14 protein-coding genes and 1 pseudogene are annotated in these 17,530 nt (G+C 64.7%); 7 read left to right on the top strand and 8 right to left on the bottom strand.

What is annotated here, in order from left to right; translation table 11 throughout:
• Positions 1-96 precede the first annotated feature (96 nt).
• On the top strand, positions 97-1,341 hold the full coding sequence (locus tag FXB40_RS33325; protein ID WP_148776526.1) for an efflux RND transporter periplasmic adaptor subunit: 1,245 nt from the start codon (positions 97-99) through the stop codon (positions 1,339-1,341).
• 32 nt (positions 1,342-1,373) lie between these two features.
• Complete coding sequence (locus FXB40_RS33320) at positions 1,374-4,490, top strand: efflux RND transporter permease subunit (RefSeq protein WP_148776525.1); 3,117 nt, start codon at positions 1,374-1,376, stop codon at positions 4,488-4,490.
• Between the two features lie 60 nt (positions 4,491-4,550).
• Here FXB40_RS33320 and FXB40_RS33315 read toward each other — a convergent pair whose 3' ends face one another.
• The 4 genes and pseudogenes from FXB40_RS33315 to FXB40_RS33300 all read right to left on the bottom strand — a co-directional run bounded on the left by FXB40_RS33315 (position 4,551) and on the right by FXB40_RS33300 (position 8,343).
• Entirely contained in the window at positions 4,551-5,180 is a 630-nt protein-coding gene (locus FXB40_RS33315; RefSeq protein WP_148776524.1) for a LysE family translocator, read from the bottom strand.
• A gap of 202 nt (positions 5,181-5,382) precedes the next feature.
• Positions 5,383-6,294 (bottom strand): amidohydrolase family protein, encoded by a 912-nt coding sequence (locus FXB40_RS33310; protein ID WP_148776523.1) that lies wholly within the window; start codon positions 6,292-6,294, stop codon positions 5,383-5,385.
• Positions 6,295-6,334: 40 nt separating this feature from the next.
• Positions 6,335-6,888, bottom strand: a pseudogene (locus tag FXB40_RS50190) (P-loop NTPase family protein).
• A 24-nt stretch (positions 6,889-6,912) separates the two neighbouring features.
• Positions 6,913-8,343 (bottom strand): TolC family outer membrane protein, encoded by a 1,431-nt coding sequence (locus FXB40_RS33300; RefSeq protein ID WP_148776522.1) that lies wholly within the window; start codon positions 8,341-8,343, stop codon positions 6,913-6,915.
• A gap of 235 nt (positions 8,344-8,578) precedes the next feature.
• Between FXB40_RS33300 and FXB40_RS33295 the strand changes: the two genes are divergently transcribed.
• Positions 8,579-10,438 carry an acetyl-CoA hydrolase/transferase C-terminal domain-containing protein gene (locus FXB40_RS33295; RefSeq protein WP_148776548.1) on the top strand — a complete coding sequence of 620 codons (1,860 nt, stop codon included), beginning with the start codon at positions 8,579-8,581 and terminating at the stop codon, positions 10,436-10,438.
• 4 nt (positions 10,439-10,442) lie between these two features.
• Here FXB40_RS33295 and FXB40_RS33290 read toward each other — a convergent pair whose 3' ends face one another.
• Both FXB40_RS33290 and FXB40_RS33285 read right to left on the bottom strand, forming a co-directional pair.
• Positions 10,443-11,222, bottom strand: a complete 780-nt coding sequence (locus FXB40_RS33290; protein WP_027533908.1) for an enoyl-CoA hydratase — start codon at positions 11,220-11,222, stop codon at positions 10,443-10,445.
• Between the two features lie 123 nt (positions 11,223-11,345).
• A complete protein-coding gene (locus FXB40_RS33285) occupies positions 11,346-12,017 on the bottom strand; it encodes a hypothetical protein (RefSeq protein ID WP_148776521.1) in 672 nt (223 codons plus the stop codon).
• Between the two features lie 291 nt (positions 12,018-12,308).
• On the opposite strand from FXB40_RS33285, the gene FXB40_RS33280 reads away from it, so the two are divergent.
• Together FXB40_RS33280 and FXB40_RS33275 are read left to right on the top strand one after the other, a co-directional pair.
• On the top strand, positions 12,309-12,854 hold the full coding sequence (locus FXB40_RS33280; RefSeq protein ID WP_148776520.1) for a sigma-70 family RNA polymerase sigma factor: 546 nt from the start codon (positions 12,309-12,311) through the stop codon (positions 12,852-12,854).
• A 2-nt stretch (positions 12,855-12,856) separates the two neighbouring features.
• Positions 12,857-13,495, top strand: a complete 639-nt coding sequence (locus tag FXB40_RS33275; protein WP_148776519.1) for an NrsF family protein — start codon at positions 12,857-12,859, stop codon at positions 13,493-13,495.
• Here the strand turns inward: FXB40_RS33275 and FXB40_RS33270 are convergent.
• Entirely contained in the window at positions 13,492-14,592 is a 1,101-nt protein-coding gene (locus FXB40_RS33270; RefSeq protein WP_148776518.1) for a DUF2336 domain-containing protein, read from the bottom strand. The genes FXB40_RS33275 and FXB40_RS33270 overlap by 4 nt on opposite strands.
• Before the next feature lie 63 nt (positions 14,593-14,655).
• Positions 14,656-15,813 (bottom strand): GGDEF domain-containing protein, encoded by a 1,158-nt coding sequence (locus FXB40_RS33265; protein WP_148776517.1) that lies wholly within the window; start codon positions 15,811-15,813, stop codon positions 14,656-14,658.
• A gap of 445 nt (positions 15,814-16,258) precedes the next feature.
• On the opposite strand from FXB40_RS33265, the gene FXB40_RS33260 reads away from it, so the two are divergent.
• Both FXB40_RS33260 and FXB40_RS33255 read left to right on the top strand, forming a co-directional pair.
• Complete coding sequence (locus FXB40_RS33260) at positions 16,259-16,828, top strand: sigma-70 family RNA polymerase sigma factor (protein ID WP_187437318.1); 570 nt, start codon at positions 16,259-16,261, stop codon at positions 16,826-16,828.
• Entirely contained in the window at positions 16,825-17,517 is a 693-nt protein-coding gene (locus FXB40_RS33255; RefSeq protein WP_148776516.1) for a hypothetical protein, read from the top strand. Before FXB40_RS33260 ends, FXB40_RS33255 begins: the two co-directional genes overlap by 4 nt.
• Positions 17,518-17,530 lie beyond the last annotated feature (13 nt).

Genomic DNA, 17,530 nt, shown 5'->3' with positions numbered 1-17,530 from the left:
GCGTTTTTTAGGTTGTTTGAAATCCCAATTCGGCACTATTAGCGCGACCGATGAGGCAGCCGTCTGCCGAGATCGTCGCAGACATGACCGGGCCCCATGGTAGTTGAAAATACCAAGCGATTGCAGGTGCTTACAAAACAACGGGTGATCACATCCGTAGTTTTACTGGCGCTTGCCGGCGCTGGCGCCTACGGCTTCCTGTTTGCAGGCGCCAAGGACAAGAGCCACTCGGAGGTCTCGAGCCAGTCGCGCAGGAACGCCCAGAATTTCACGCCGACACCGTCCGAATGGGCGACGCTGACGATCGAGCCGGTCAATGCCAAGGCCTTCCGCGCCGAGTACGTCACTGAAGGCAAGGTCGCGGTCGATGAAGACCGCTCGACGCCGGTGTTCTCGCCCTATGCAGGCCGCGTGACCAAGCTGCTCGCCAAGCCGGGCGAGAGTGTGACCCAGGGGCAACCGCTGTTCACAATCGAGGCCGCCGACACCGTGCAGGCCCAGAACGATTTCATCGCGGCGATGACGTCGCAGAACAAGGCAAAGTCGGCACTCGAGCTGGCCGACATCCAGTACCGGCGCGCCAAGGATCTCTACGAAGGCCGCGCCATTCCGCTCAAGGATTATCAGCAGGCGGAAGCGACCCAGGTCCAGGCGCAGAACGATATGCGCTCTTCGGTGACGGCGCTGGAGGCCGCAAACAACAAGCTGCGCATCCTCGGCTTCACCGACGAGACGATCAAGGCGTTCCAGACCAAGAGCACGATCAATCCGGAAATCACGATCTATGCGCCGATTTCGGGCACAGTCGTGCAGCGCAAGATCGGTCCCGGGCAATATGTCAGCGCCGGCGCCAGCGATCCGGTCTTCGTGATCGGCGATCTCTCCACGGTCTGGCTCACCGCCTTCGTGCGCGAGAGCGACGCTGCCCAAGTCAGCGTCGGGCAGGACATCAGCGTCAACGTGATGGCGCTGCCGGGCCGCCCCTTGACCGCCAAGATCAACTACGTCGCCGCCGCGATCGATCCCAATACCCGCCGCCTGCTGGTTCGCGCTACCATCGATAACAAGGACGGCCTGCTCAAGCCGGAAATGTTCGCCAACGTCACGATCTATTCGGCCGGCGACCGCGCGGCGCCTGCGGTGCCGAAGCAGGCGCTGATCTACGAAGGCGACCAGGTCCGCATCTGGGTCGCGCGCGAGGACAAGTCGGTCGAGCTGCGCCAGATCAAGATCGGCCTCATCAACGGCAACCTCGTCGAGGTGACCAGCAACCTGAAGCCCGGCGAAAAGATCGTCGTCAAAGGCAGCCTGTTCATCGACCGCGCGGCGTCCGGTAGCTGATCGACGACCCAAGAAACTGCGAAAAAATCTGAATGGACCGTCTCGTCGCCCTTGCCGTCAACCGGCGCTTCCTGATGGTCGGCATGTTCGTCGCCGTGTTCATCGGCGGCCTGATTGCGTTCAACCAGCTCAACATCGAGGCCTATCCCGATCCGACCCCGCCGATGGTCGACATCGTCACGCAGAGCCCGGGCCTGTCGGCGGAAGAGATCGAGCGCTACATCACGATCCCGATCGAGACGCAGGTCGCGGGTTTGAAGAACCTCACGACCATCCGCACCATCTCGCTCTACGGCCTCTCCGACGTCAAACTGCAGTTCTCCTTCGCCTACACCTATGACGAGGCGTTGCAGCAGGTCCTGAACCGCCTGGCGCAGCTGGCACCGCTGCCGGGCAACGTGCAGCCGCAGATCTCGCCGCTGAGCCCGATTGGCGAAATCTTCCGCTATCGGCTCGTCGGCCCACCGAACTACAGCGTGCTCGACCTCAAGACCATCCAGGACTGGATCCTGCAGCGCCGCTTCCGCTCGGTGCCCGGCGTGATCGACGTCACCGGATGGGGCGGCAAGAGCAAGACCTATGAGCTTGAGGTCGACAACAACAAGCTGGTCGCCAACGGCCTGACGCTGCCGCAACTGCTCCAGGCGGTCAGCAATTCCAACGTCAATGTCGGCGGCAACACCGTCAATATCGGCCAGCAATCGGCCGTGGTGCGCGGCGTCGGCCTGATCAAGTCGATTGACGACCTCGCCAACACCATGATCGCCCAGACCAACGGCAATCCGGTGCTGGTCAAGGACGTCGCCACCGTCACCATCGGCCAGAAGCCGCGTCTTGGCATCGCCGGCCTTGATGAGGCCGACGACATCGTGCAAGGCATCGTGCTGATGCGCCGCGGCGAGCAGAGCACGCCGACAATCAATCGCGTCGAGCAGCTCGTCGCCCAGATCAACAATTCCACCATCCTGCCGCCGGGTGTGCGCATCGAGCGCATCTACGACCGCAAGGACCTGATCGACCTCACCACTCACACCGTGCTTCACAACATGGTGGTGGGCATCCTGCTGATCGTGCTGTTGCAGTGGATCTTCCTCGGCGATCTACGCAGCGCGCTGATCGTCGGCGCCACGATTCCGTTCGCGCTGTTCTTCGCCGTGATCATCCTGGTGCTGCGCGGGGAATCGGCCAACCTGCTGTCGGTCGGCGCCATCGATTTCGGCCTGATCGTGGATGCCACCGTCATCATGGTGGAGGCGATCTTCCGCCGCCTGACACAGACCACGCCGCCGACGGAATCCGAGCAGATGTCGCCGGAGACGCTGTTCGGCATGAAGAGCCATGCCATCCTCAGTGCCGCGGCCGACGTCTCGCGCTCGATCTTCTTTGCCGCCGCGATCATCATCGCGGCCTTCCTGCCGCTGTTCACGCTGTCCGGCGTCGAGGGCAACATTTTCGGACCGATGGCGCGCACCTATGCCTATGCGCTCGCCGGCGGCCTGCTGGCGACCTTCACCGTGACGCCTGCGCTCTCCGCGATCATTCTGCCCGCGCATGTCGAGGAGACCGAGACCAGGGTGATGCAGATCCTGCATCGGATCTACATGCCGGTTCTGAATTGGGCCGTCGCCAACCGCGCCATCATGCTCGGCGGCGCAGTCGGCCTCGTGGTAATGACGATCATTTTTGGCCGGCTGCTCGGCCTCGAATTCCTGCCCAAGCTCGAAGAGGGCAATCTCTGGATCCGCGCCACGCTGCCGCCGACTATCTCGCTCCAGGAGGGTAACACCTACGTCAACGAGATGCGTAAGGTGATCCGCGCCCGGCCCGAGGTCGAATCCGTGGTGTCGCAGCATGGCCGTCCCGACGACGGCACCGACGCCGCCGGTTTCTTCAACGCCGAGTTCTTTGCGCCGCTGAAGCCCGCGAGCGAGTGGCCGGGCACGCATGACAAGGACGAGCTGACCGCACAGCTGCTCAAGCAGCTCGACGATCGCTTCCCCGGCGTCGAGTTCAACTTCTCGCAATATCTCCAGGACAACGTTTCCGAAGCGGTGTCCGGCGTGAAGGGCGAAAACTCGATCAAGCTGTTCGGCAGTGATCTCCAGGCGCTCACCGATACCGCCAACAAGATCAAGTCGGTGCTTGCGACGGTGCAGGGCGTCACCGACCTCGCGGTCTTCACTTCGCTCGGGCAGCCGACCGTGCAGATCGACATCGACCGCGCCAAGGCGGCGCGTTACGGGCTCGCTCCCGGCGACATCAACGCCACCATCAAGGTCGCGATCGGCGGCGACACCGCGGGCGATATCTACGAGCCCGGCTCCGACCGCCACTTCCCGATCATCGTTCGCCTTGCGCCGGAGTACCGCCGCAGCGCCGAGGCGATCCAGAACATACGGATCGGCGCGCCTGGGCCAAACGGCTCGGTCACCCAGATTCCGCTCAGCGAAGTTGCCACGATCAGCCTCGTCTCCGGCGCCGCCTACATCTATCGCGAGCAGCAGGAACGCTATCTGCCGATCAAGTTCTCGGTGCGCGAGCGCGACCTCGGCAGCGCCATCCGCGAGGCCCAGCAGAAGATCGCCGAGCAGGTTCAGCTGCCGCCCGGCTCGCACATGGAATGGGTCGGCGAGTATGGCAACCTCCAGGACGCGATCCGGCGGCTGTCGATCGTGGTGCCGATCTCGCTGGCGCTAATCGCCGTCCTGCTTTGGTTCAATTTCGGCTCGATGACCGACACGCTGCTCGCCATGAGCGTGATCCCGATGGCGATCTTCGGCGGCGTGCTCGGGCTATTGATCACTGGCACCGCCTTCAGCGTTTCGGCGGCGATCGGCTTCATCGCGCTGTTCGGCATCGCCGTGATGGACGGCATCATTATCATCTCGCAGTTCAACCAATTGATCGATGAAGGCATGGACCGCGTGAACGCAGTGATACGCACCGGCGAGTTGCAGCTCCGCCCGGTGTTGATGACCTGCGTCGTCGCAGGCGTCGGCCTGCTGCCGGCCGCGCTGTCGGGAGGTATCGGGTCGCAGGTGCAGAAGCCGCTCGCGGTCGTTGTCGTCACCGGCATGATGCTGGCGCCGATCGTGATCCTGGTGACGCTGCCGGTGCTGATCTCCTTCTTCTCGCGTCGCGCGCGCTGACGCGCCTTATTTGTGCGTGATCTTGTCGGAAAGCCGCTGCACACTTTTCCGGATCGCGCATTACTCCAATGCGCGCTGCGCGATCCGCAGCAGCATCGTGGTGCCGAGTCCGAGCAGCATCAGGCTCGCGACGCGGCTGCTCAGGGACAGCATCCGCGGCGTCAGCCGTGACCGCGCGGTTGCGACGATCGTGCTGAGGATCATCCACCAGACCGCAGAGCCGACGAAGACGCCCGCGATCATCGGTGCGGCTGCGGCCTGCGTGGAGAACGCGTGCAGCGCCGCCAGAAACAGGATGACCGTCAACGGATTGGTCAGCCCGAGCGCGATGGCGCTGAGATAGGCGCGTGCGAGACGCACTCGGTCGATCTCACCGGCTTCCTGAAGCACGATGGAACAGCGATGCGTGCGGAGCGCGAACCACAGCAGCGTGAGCGCCGAGACGATGCCGAAGACGACGGCATTCGCCTCAACCCAGGGCTGCGCCAGCGCGCCCAATCCCAAGACTGCGAAGGCGCTGTAGATGAGATGCACGGTCGCCGCGCCGAAACCGGTGGCGAGGCCTGTGGCCATGCCCGACGCCAATGTGCGCTGAATGCACAGCATGCCCATTGGCCCAATCGGAGCCGCGACGGTGAAACCAATTCCGACGCCAGAAAAAAGCGCGGCAAGAAAATGCGATAAGGGCATGCATCCGCACAATCAAAAGAAAATCTGTGCGTGTGCGTACCTGCGAAATTGAATCGTCGCCTCAACCGGAAGGCTGAAAAGCAGACGAGAGCGCAAACACGAACGTGTGAGTCAGCGTCGTTGTGCCCTCCTGACAACAGTTCCATCACTCGACGTAGAACCTCGTCGCATTTTGTTTGAACCTAATCGGACTTGTCGCGACTCAGAAGCCGTAGAGTCGCGCCGGATTGTCGACCAGGATTTTCTTGCGTACATCCGCATCCGGCGCCCATACCGGGAGCTGGTTGAGCAGACGGCCATCGTCGATCGCGTGGAACGGTGCGAGGTCGGTGGTCTTGCGGCCTTCAACTTGCGCCGAATCCGGATGTGGCCAGTCGGTGCCCCACACGATGCGGTCCGGGTTTGCAGCGATCAGTGCACGCGCATAGGGCGCCATGTCCTGATAATCGGGCGCGAGGTTCGACGAGCGGTAGGCGCCCGAAATCTTCGCATAGGCCTTGCCCGATTTGACGAGTGCGACGAGGTCGGCAAAGCCGGGCTGCTCCAGTCCGAGTGAGGCCTCGAGGCCGCCAAAGTGGTCGAACACCGCAGGGACCGGTGAGGCCAGCACAATATCCCTGATGGCCGAGATCATCGCCAGCGTGGTGTAGAGCTGCACATGCCAGCCGCGCGCCTTCATGCGCTCGATGGCGGCGGTGAAGCGGGCGCGGCCGACATCGGGATTGTTGACGCCGTCGGTTGCAAGATTGATGCGGATGCCGCGAAAGCCGCCCGCATGCATCGTGTCGAGCTGAGCTTCCGTGGTTTTGTCGTCGATCACGGCCACCCCGCGCGCGGTCGCGCCGCGCGCCCTTATCCCGAACAGGCTGGAGGAATTGTCGGTGCCGTAGACGCTCGGCGTGACGATCACCACGCGCTCGATATGCAGCGCCTTGTGCAACGCCGCCATTTCTTCCGGGCTCGCCGGGCCCGGCGTATAAACGCGACCCGCAAAGAACGGAAATTTCTCGACATCGCCATGGATATGGGTGTGACAGTCGCAGGCATGGGCCGGCACGTCGAAATTGATCGGCGTCGCGGGTTGCGCTGCGCGCACGTAGATTTTGTCGGTCATGGCTGCTCCGGCGGCGGGGAAAGCCCAGAACGATATCACATCAGCCGGGCAGTCCCGCCACGTCGCTGCATAGCTGCTCGACTAGCTCCGCAACCGGCCGCGCGCCGTCGACGCGGACGACCGGGCAGGGCAGATCCGCGAGCCACGCCTCATCTTTTGCGAGACTGCGGCCGTCGCGATCACCGGCTTCGTAGTGCGATGCCCAGTCGACGAACGACTCGGTCTCCTCGCAACGCCAGCCGCCGGGCACGACGGCATCGGCACCGAAATGAGCAGCTTCGCGCGCGCGCAGGCGCTGCAAGCGAAGCTCGCTCGGCGTTGACACGAAGATGACGAGNNGAGCGGGACGAGCTCGTCTCCCCAACCGGTGACGGTTCCGCTCAGCACCCAATCGAGACGCGGCAGAAACATCTCGCGCATCAGGCGCAGCCGATCGGCGGCAGGGCGTGTCGTCTGGTAGGGTGGAACAGTCGGCAGCCAGAAATAATCGTCGCTGTCGTGATGCGGCAGCGCCAGCCGGCCCGCAAGCGCACGTCCGAGCGTCGTCACGCCGGAACCCGAAGCTCCCATCAGATGGATGCGGCGGCTCATCATCGGTATCGACCGGAAGATTTGAGGTTACTGCCCCGACGGCGTCCGTAGCCCGTGCCAGGCGTCGCGGACCTGGTGGTAGTGCACCTCGGGCAGATAGTCGGGCGTGTTCAGGCTCAGCGTCTTGACGTCGAGATGACCGACGGCGCTGAGCAGCGTGTAGGACGCGATGACGCGGTCGCGCAGCGCGCCGATCAGGCGGGCCCTGGCCTGGATCAGATCGGCCTGCGAGTTCAGCACATCGACAGTGGTGCGCTGTCCGCCGGCGGCCTCGCGCTGCACACCCTGGAGCGCGACGGTTGCGGCCTTCACCTCGGACTCCGAGGCCGAGACCGCGATCTTGGCGCCTTCATTGGCGACCCAGGCGCTGACCGCAGCCGTGCGCGCCTGGTTGCGCACTTGGTCGAGTACGAGCCGGCTCTGTGCGGTGACTTCCTTGGCCTGCCTTGTCTGCGCGGCGGCCTGGCCGCCGTCATAGATCGGCACGGTGACATTGGCGACGATCGAGGCTTGGTCCTCGGCGAAAGTTCCGAGCGTCGGGTCGTTGTTGCGGCTTTTGCTGGCGCTGCCCTGGACGCTGGCGCTCGGCAGCAGCGCGCCTTCGGCGACGCGGATATTGGTCGAGGCGACGTCGACGTCGAAGCCCGCGGCCATCACCGCCGGATGCTCGCGGATCGACATCGCGATCGAGTCCTCGCGGGTCTTCGGCAGATAGCGATCGACCACTTCGGCGGGGCGAAGAGCCGAAGGCGCATTGCCGATCACCTGGGAATAGGTCGCCTGGCTCACTGCGAGTGCGACCTCGGCCGCATTGAGATCGGCAAGGCCGCGGCTGAGGCGCGCCTCGGCCTGGGCGCTGTCGGTCGGGGTGACGTCGCCGGCATTGAGGCGGCGCTGGGTGATGGACAGCGTCTCGCGCAGGAAGGCGACGTTGGAGCGCTGGGCCTCGACCAGCGACTGATTGGCGAGCACGTTGGTGTAGGCCGTGACGGCGTCGAGCAACACACCCTGGCCGACATTGCGCAGCGCCTCGCGGCCCGACTGCACCTGGAGCTCGGCGGCGCGCACGTTGTTGGCGGTGCGGAAGCCGTTGAAGAGGGTCTGCGTCACAGTGACGCCGATGATCCACGGCTTCAGATTGGCGGTCTGGATGGTGTTGTCGGGCAGAAGATTGCGCACCGATTGCAGGCCCGCGCTGAGGCTTGCCACGATCTGCGGCCGGTAGCCGGCCAGCGCCTGAGGTACGGTCTCGTCGGTTGCGCGCTGCCTTGCGCGCTCGGCGTTGAGTTGCGGGTTGGTCTGGTAGGCCTTGACCAGCGCCTCTGGCAGGGCCTCCGCGTAGGCCGCTGCGGGCAGGGCGCAACAGAGCACCACCGTGGTCCATGTCGCCAGGACAGGACCCACGCCCGATCGACGCCGCGCCATCACGCGACCAGCTCTGGCGGCACGCCCAATCATGTATTCCCGCAAAATCCCGGCTGTCCGCCCCCGCCGACGGCGGCTCTCTTAACTGTTTACCCACCGCCGGTCCCGCAGGCAAACTGCCGCGGAGGAAACCCCCATGAATTCCGTGCTTGTTGCAGGTGCGTCACACAGCGATTCCGCCTCGAATGCGCGAAATGCGCTATAGGGGACCCGTGGAGCCTTCCAATTCCGTCGGGCGCCTTTGCAATGTGGTCCGGACCCACGGATGATGCCGAAATTCTTCTCCGATCCCGATGCGCTCGCGGAGGAGATCATTCGTGACGTTGGAACCGATCTGGTGGTCGGCCTGCCGCTCGGCCTCGGCAAGGCCAATCACGTCGTCAACGCCCTGTACGCGCGGGCCTGCGCCGATCCTTACATCAAGCTGACATTGCTGTCGGCGCTGACACTGGAAAAGCCGAGGCCGAAGGCCCTGATCGAGCGCCGGTTCATCACGCCCGTGATAGACCGCCTGTTCGGCGGCTATCCGGATCTCGCCTATGCCGACGCGCTGCGCGAGGGCCGGCTGCCGCCCAACATCAAATTCGTCGAATTCTTCTTTCTTGCCGGACGCTGGCTGCACGTGTCGGCGGCGCAGCAGAATTACATCTCGGCCAACTACACCCATGCGGCGGGCTATCTGCTCGCGCGCGGGATGAACGTGGTGACACAGCTGGTGGCCAAACGCGTCGTCGATGGCGTTCCGCGCTACAGCCTGTCCTGCAACACCGATACGACGCTGGATGTGCTGCGTGAGCGCCGCGCCGGACGCGCGTCGTTCAAGTTGGTCGCGCAGGTGAATTCCGAGCTGCCGTTCATGCCGGGCCTCGGCGATCTTCCGGCCGAGGAGTTTTGCGCCGTGCTGGACAGCGCGGCGACCGATTTTCCCCTGTTTGCGCCGCCGTCGGAGCCGATCTCCGATACCAAATACGCCATCGGCCTGAACGCGGCATCCCTCGTGCGCGACGGCGGTACGCTTCAGATCGGTATCGGGCAGATCGGCGATGCGCTCGCGCAGGGCCTGATCCTGCGGCATCGCGACAGCGCAGCATTTCATGACGTCGTTACGCGGCTGTCTCCGGCGCGACCGGCCGTTGCGCAGGAAGCCGGCGCCTTCAAGGCCGGCCTCTACGGCGTCAGCGAGATGGTGACCGAGGCGTTCATCGGACTGATCGACGCCGGCATTCTCGATCGCGCCGTCGACGGCGTGGTGCTGCACGGCGCCTTCTTTCTTGGTCCAAAGTCGTTCTATCGCGCGCTGCGCGAGATGCCGCCGGACCAGATCGCGCGAATCCAGATGATGCCGGTGTCATTCACGAACGAGCTCTACGGCGACGAGGATCAAAAGCGCCGCGATCGCGTCGATGCACGCTTCATCAACAACACGATGATGGCGACGCTGCTGGGCGCGGCGGTCTCCGACGGTCTCGATGATGGCCAGGTCGTGAGCGGTGTCGGCGGGCAATACAATTTCGTGGCGCAGGCCTTTGCGCTCCACGGCGCGCGATCTGTCCTGACGCTCGAAGCCACGCGGCAGGCCGGCGCTGCGCTGAAATCCAACATTCTCTGGCGCTACGGACACGAGACCATTCCGCGCCATCTGCGCGACGTCTTCGTCACCGAATATGGCGTTGCCGATCTCAGGGGAAAGTCGGACGCCGATGTCATCGCGGCGATGATCGAGATCGCTGACTCCGGCTTCCAGGACGAGCTGGCGCGGGTCGCCAAGGACGCCGGCAAATTGCCGCGTGGCTACGACATTCCGGCAGCTCACTGCGAAAACCATCCTGAGCGGATCGCCGCAGCGCTCAAGCCCGCGCGCGACGCTGGGCTATTGCCGTCGTTCCCGTTTGGCTGCGATTTCACCGAGGTGGAGCAGCGCCTCATTCCGGCGCTGGAGATTCTGCAAGGCGCGCAAGGTTCACCGCGGGCGCTCGCAGGCTTGCTGTGGCAGGGGCTGACACGAAAACCAGACCTGGCTGACGAGGCATGTCTCGCACGCCTCGGCCTTGACTATCCCAAGACTTGGTCGGAACGCGGCTATCGCGCGCTTGTCAGCGCGGCCCTCGCGCAGAGCCGCGCTTCATAGAAGCCTACCGGTTCTTGTTCACCGGCTTGCGCTTCTCGATGAACGCGGCCATGCCCTCGGAGCGGTCTTCGAGCGCGAAGGTCGAGTGGAACAAATTGCGCTCGACGCTCATGCCTTCGGCGAGCGTCGTCTCGAAGGCGCGATTGACCGCTTCCTTGGCCATCGCGACGGCGGGGCGTGACATCGCGGCGATCTTCTCCGCGGCGGCCATGGTCTCGTCCATCAGCTTGTCGGCGGGCACGATGCGGCTGACGAGGCCGCTGCGCTCAGCCTCGGCTGCATCCATCATGCGGCCGGTGAGGCAGAGATCCATCGCCTTGGACTTGCCGATCGCGCGGGTGAGGCGCTGGGTGCCGCCGATGCCGGGGATGGTGCCGAGCGTGATCTCGGGCTGGCCGAATTTGGCAGTGTCGGCCGCGATGATGAAGTCGCACATCATGGCGAGTTCGCAGCCGCCGCCGAGCGCATAGCCGGCGACCGCCGCGATGGTCGGCTTGCGGCAGCGCGCGACGCGGTCGCCGCCGATTGCGGCGAAATCCTCGGAGAACATGTCGATGAAGCCCTTCGGCTGCATCTCTTTGATGTCGGCGCCGGCGGCAAAGGCCTTCTCGCTGCCGGTTACGACGATGCAGCCGATGGCGTCATCGGCTTCGAGATCGTCGACGGCCGCGGCGATCTCGCGAAAGACGCCGAAGGAGAGCGCGTTGAGCATTTTTGGCCGGTTCAGCTTGATGATGCCGACCGCGCCTTTGCTTTCGACGATGATATGTTCGAACGTGCTCATGCTCCACCCACGCGTTTGATTGGGCGGGCAATGTGCCCGCTGGCGGGGTGGGCTTCAAGGGGGCCAAAAGCCGCCGGGACGCGCACACGGCGCGCGCCCCGAAATGAGCCGCTAGGCCAAGAATTAGGCCATGAACATGCGCGCGGCGGAGGCCAGCGTCAGCAGCGTGCCGACGCCAATGAAGATCTTGCCGATCAGGGAGCTCTGGTCCCAGGCCGTACCCGGCTGGCTGCTCGCCATCACCGGCGCCGGGCGCGGCTGCGCGTCGGTTGCGGCGACCACCGCTTTCTGCGCGGGCGGGTTGTCCTGTTGCAGAGCGCGATCGAGGTCGTTGAGCTGGTCGGGCGGGACGACCTGGTTTTCGGCGCCCGGCGCGGCGGGACTGTCGGCTGCGGCCTGCACATTGTCGTTGGCGCGGTCCGTCATCGCCGAGGCTGCGGCCGCAGGCGGCGCCCCGGCGGCGGCGAGCTGCGCATTGGCGTTGGCGACTTCCGGCGGCATCTGGCTCGAGGCCGGCACGTCGGTACTGGCCTTGTTGCTGACCTTGGCCTCGTCGGCCTGCTGCGTGGCAACTGTCTTGTCGGCCTTGTCGTCGGACTTCTGCGCCGTCTTGCTGTCGGTGTGGTGGCGCGACGAATGGCGTCGCTGCTTACCCGGCCCGACCGTGTCGGCCTGCTTGCTTGCGCCGTCCGGCTTCGTGCTCGCAGAGCTCGGCGCGGCCTGCACCGAAGCTCCAAACAGCAGCAATAGTCCGGCCAGAACCACCAATGCCGCGTGTCCGCTGGCTTTCATCATGTTGACGATCTCCCCAATTCACCCGTCCCGGAGGCGAACAGAGACCCCGGCCCATGACGACAGCGGGGCAAAAAATGGGAATCTTCGGGCCACACTGGGCAAAACCGGGGCAAACCCGTGGGGCGCATCGGCCCGCCGGGTGCGGAAGGGACCGATCGGTGTTATGAGCCCTGACAGAGTTTCTGCGGCTGCTTCGGGGCAGGGATCTGCGTTGATCACGACTTCGTGATCGCCTGGGTCCCGACGTAACAAATTGAAAGAGCGGCCGAATTGCAATGGTGAGGGGCGCGCGTGCGCGGACGTGAGGACGAGTGGACCGGCCTGATGCGGTCGGCCATGGCAGGCGATGATGCGGCGTATCATCGCCTGTTGAGAGCGGTCACGCCAGTGCTGCGCGCTGCCGCGAGGCGCGGCCTGGCGAGGGCTGGGCAGCCTCCCGATCAGGCCGAGGATATCGTGCAGGAGATTTTGTTGGCGGTGCATCTGAAGCGGCACACCTGGGATAGCGAAGCGCCCTTTGCGCCGTGGCTGTTTGCCATCGGCCGCAACAAGCTGATCGATGCGCTGAGGCGTCGCGGCCGGCGCGTCTTCGTCAACATCGACGATTACGCCGAGACGCTGCCCGGCGAGACGCCGCAGGAGACGGCCTCGACGGGCGAGGTCACCGCACAGCTTAACACCCTGCCGCAGCGCCAGCGTGACGTGTTGCAGTCGATCGCGGTGGATAGTGCCTCGATCAAGGATACGGCGACGAAATTCTCGATGAGCGAAGGTGCAGTGCGGGTCGCGCTGCACCGGGGCCTTGCGGCCCTGACGGCCAAACTACGGGACCACTAGTCATGGACACCGATCAACTCATTCGCACGCTCTCGGCCGACAACGCCCACCGCGCCCCGCGCGTCGGCGCGATGCTGACCATGGCACTTCTCGTGGCCGCGCCGTTGTCGATCCTGATCTTCGCGACGTTCCTCGGCGTGCGGCCGGACGTGATGAGCGCCATGCACAACCCGTTCTTCGATATGAAGTTCGCGGTCACGCTGTCGCTCGCGATCCCCGCCATCATCATCAGCCTGCATCTGTCGCGGCCCGAAGCCTTGATGCGCGGTTGGGGCTGGCTCCTGCTGCTTCCCGTCGGGCTGCTTGCGGTCGCGATCGGCAGCGAGGCGATGATGGCGCCGGCCATGCCGATGACGATGCGGCTGGTCGGCAAGAACTCGCGGTGGTGCATGTTGGCGATCCCCGCGATGTCGCTGCCGCTGCTCGCGGGCGCATTGTTCGGCCTGCGCCACGGCGCGCCGTCACAGCCGGCGCTTGCGGGTGCGCTCGCCGGCCTGCTGTCGGCCGGGCTCGCCGCGACGCTCTACGCCTCGCACTGCACCGACGACTCGCCGCTGTTCGTCGCGACCTGGTACACGATCGCGACCGCGGTGGTGACCGCGGTCGGCGCGGCGGTTGGCTCAAAAGTGCTGCGGTATTAAGCCGCGGACGTCGTGCTTTGCATGCGGTGAAAGCGCAGCACCTGTTGGGCGGTGGAGCCGCGCAGGGCTTCGTAGGTATCGCGCAGCATCAGCATGTCGGTCTGGGAGCCGCCCGAGAGCTTTTCGCGCATGGCGATGATGGCGCGAACGCTCGACCATTGCATGCCCGCGACCTTGGCGAGGATCATCACGCCCTCAGTGCGGCTCTCGATCATCATGTTCTCGGCGGTCTCGACCGCGACGCCGGCCAGTGCTGCGAGCCCCGCATTGGTTTCGTCGAACTTGCCCTGCTCGGCGAAGGACGTGACCTGGAATTCGTTGAGACGGCCGTCGTCGTGAAGTGACTTCACCAGCGCGCGTGCCATCTCGGTCTGCTGGGTCATGGCGGCGGTACGGACTCGCTGCGCCGCTTCCTGGACCACGCTCGACACTTCGTCGGCGAGTTCGGGATGAGCGGCCTCCAGCTTCCTGCGCACGCTCAGGGAGGCCTTGGCAATCAGCTTCAGGTAATGATGGCGCGGCAGGTCGGGCCGCACGCCGATGCAGGCAGCAAGATCGTCGTCGCGTTCGGCGCGGGTGACGAGATCGGTGAGGCTGCCCTCGGAGAGCTGCGCGCCCGGATTGCCCACGGTCGACTGCACGACGTCCTCGTTGCCGCGCGCCACCAGCACGTCGGTCAGCGCCTCCGATAGCACCCGGCGCAACGAAATCGCCTTGAGATGAGCCTGGCTCTTGCTGCGCGCGATCTCGATCAGGGTTGTCTCGTCCAGCCGTTCCGACTTCGTCAGCACGGGACCGGCGACCTCGATGACCTCGTCGAGTGCGAGCGTCCGGATGATTTTGGGCGGTGCGGCTGGGATCGGCGCGAGCCGGTCGGCGAGCAGCGCCTTCGCCGAGGTCTCGATCTGCTCCATCAGGCACTGAAAGACGTCGTCGAAGACGCGGATATGATCGTCGGAATAATCCACCGCGTTGTTGACGAAGAGGTCGGTGACCCGGCGCAGCGTTTCGACCCGGCGCGCGACGGTGCCGTGCGAGAGTGCCGACTGCAATTCCTCGAGCAAATTCTCGGATGACTTGACGGATTTGGTTCTCATGGCCCTGTCCTGGAGCATTCGATCCGGCGGCGTCTTCTCACGCGCCGGCAGCAAATGGATTGGTCAACTGGTTGCAATACGGTTGCGCCCTTGCGCCTTGGCGGAATAGAGCGCGCTGTCGGCGCGCGCGAGAAACGTGTCGGCAGTATCGTTGTCGCGCAGCGTTACGACGCCGGCGGAAATCGTCACGCGCATACCGGGGGAAAATGCGCTCCAGTCGAGCTCGGCGACGATGCTGCGCAGCCGATCCAGCATGCGCGATGCGGCCTCGCTTGCGGTGCCGGGCAGCAGCAGCAGAAACTCCTCGCCGCCATAGCGGCCGAAACGGTCGTCGGGCCGGATATTGGCGAAGATGGTGATGGCGAAGGTCCGCAGCACCTCGTCGCCGATGGGATGGCCGTGGGCGTCGTTGATGCGCTTGAACCAGTCGAGATCGATCAGTGCGATGGCGCAAGGCGCGGCCACCTGCCGCGACTTCTCCATCTCTGCGTCGAGAAGTCGCATGATGCAGCGGCGGTTGTAGGAGCCGGTCAGCTCGTCGAGCTCGGCGAGCTCCTCGATGCGCTGATAGGCATCTTTCAGCTCGATGCTGCGCCGGTACAGGATCTTGCGCAGGGTGGCGCCGAACAGGCCGAGGAAGGCGCATTGGCCGATCACCAGCGCGAAGCATAACATCGCGGCGGTCCGCTGCAGCCTTGTCGCAACGGGTATGCCGATCGGCAGATCGGAGGCGAGGAACACGGCCGCGAGCGCGCTGGTCGCGATCGCCCAGGTCAGCATCGCCTGGGCCGAGGTCATGCGCAGCGTGCCGAATGCGAAGATCAGGAACAGCACGCTGATGAAAGCGATGCCGATCGTCGGCACTGACACCAGGAACACGAATTGCAGCGCCATATGCGCCGAGATCTGGAACACCGTGAGATAGTGGTCGGTGTGCTTGTCGCCGACGCCGGCCTCCGACATCACGACGAAGATGCCGATGATCAGGAGGCCGCCGACCCAGAACAGCGACGGAACGTTGATGTGAACGGCGCCGTCATAGGCGTAGAGCAGCAGGACCGAGGCGCCGAGGGAGTAGCTGACGACCTGACCGACATACATCTGCCGGCGCTGGCGGACCCGGCGCGCTAGCACCTCGGGTGCGGCCGCCGCGGACGTGAGGACGAGATCCGCGACCTCTGCGGCATTCCTCTCCGGAAAGGACGTCGCGGCCGTGCTCATGGTCCCGCCAATGGTGGATGTCAGCCGAAAAAATCTACGTGGCAAGCCTTTAGGTTTGGTATCCTTTTGCACCGAATCCGGGGGAACGCGGCACGGGTGAGGGGTTCGTGCAGCGCGGAATTTTGCAGCCAGTTAGGCATCGCAGGCGATATCGCGGACCAAAGCCGGCTCCGTGCGACATAAGGTGCACAGGGGCGTGTTATGGACCGGGCTCGACCGGGCCGTCGGCGCAGGCTCACGCCAAATCCGCGAGAGCGAGAGAGTGTTTCTGTATTATGTTACCGTTCTGCAGAGAAGCGGCCGACCGCCACGGGTGGGACAAGGAAATTGCGCGTATGTGGGGTAGATCACACAGATCCCCGTATGACTGCGGTAGGCTCGAGAATTTGACCCCTCCCGTCGAACCGTTCCCCGCATTGCCCCGACCAACTTTGCGAGACGGCCTTTGAGCGTGACACAGGCGGCTACGGACGAGGTCCTTATCGCCAGGATCGCCCAAGGTGACCGGCTAGCCATGCAGGTGCTGTACGGGCGGCACCATGTCAGGGTTTACAGGTTCGGGCTCAGGCTCGTGCGGGACGAGCAGACGGCGGAAGACCTCATCAGCGAGGTATTTCTGGACGTCTGGCGCCAAGCCGGCAAGTTCGAGGGCCGATCCGCCGTTTCCACCTGGCTGCTGGCAATCACCCGATTCAAGGCCCTGTCTGCGCTTCGGCGCCGAAAGGATTTTGAACTGGACGACGAGGCCGCCAATGCGATCGAGGATTCGTCCGACAATCCAGAAACGGTGGTCCAGAAAAAGGATACCAGTGAAGCGTTGCGGGAGTGTCTGACGGGCCTCTCGGCGGACCATCGGGAAATCGTCGACCTCGTCTACTACCACGAGAAGTCCGTGGAAGAGGTGGCTGAGATCGTCGGGATCCCGGAGAACACGGTAAAGACGCGCCTTTTCTATGCGCGCAAGAAATTGGCCGAACTGCTGAAGGCAGCCGGCATTGAGCGAGGCTGGCCATGATGGCGTTGAGCAAGAAGATGCTGGAGCAACAGCCCAGTGAAATTGAATTGCTGCTGCCGTGGCACGCCGCCGGCACGCTGAACGCGCGCGATGCCCGCCGCGTCGAGGAAGCGCTCGCCAGCGATCCGGCGCTCGCCAGGCAATATGCGGCGATCCGCGGCGAATACGAAGAGACCATTCATTTGAACGAGAGCCTGGGCGCTCCGTCGGCGCGCGCGATGCAGAAGCTGTTCGCCGCGATCGACGCCGAGCCGGCGCAGGCGACCGGTTCGCTGCCGCTGTCGGCGCGCATCGCTACGTTCTTCTCGAGCCTGTCGCCGCGCACGCTCGCCTGGTCGGCGAGCCTTGGCGCCATCGCGCTGCTGCTCCAGGCCGGCATCATCGGCGCCGTGCTGATGAAGACCCAGACCTCGACCTTCCAGACGGCATCGCTCTCGACCGGCGCGCCGATCACGCGCGAGCTCGGGGCGGCTGCACCTTCGCGGGCGCTGGTGCGCTTCACACCCGAGGCGCGCGTCGCCGATATCACCGCGCTGCTCGACAGCTACCAGGCCTCGATCATCGGCGATGCCAGGGGCGGCATGTTCCGCCTGCAGTTCGACAAGGCGATGAGCCAGGACGAACTCACTGCGCTGCTCGGCAGGATGCAGCGCGAGAAGTTCGTCAACCTCGCCGTGGCGGCGCCTTAAACGCGCCGCTGCA

Source organism: Bradyrhizobium rifense (assembly GCF_008123425.1).
GTDB lineage: Bacteria > Pseudomonadota > Alphaproteobacteria > Rhizobiales > Xanthobacteraceae > Bradyrhizobium > Bradyrhizobium rifense.
This window is presented reverse-complemented; position numbering and strand designations above follow the sequence as displayed.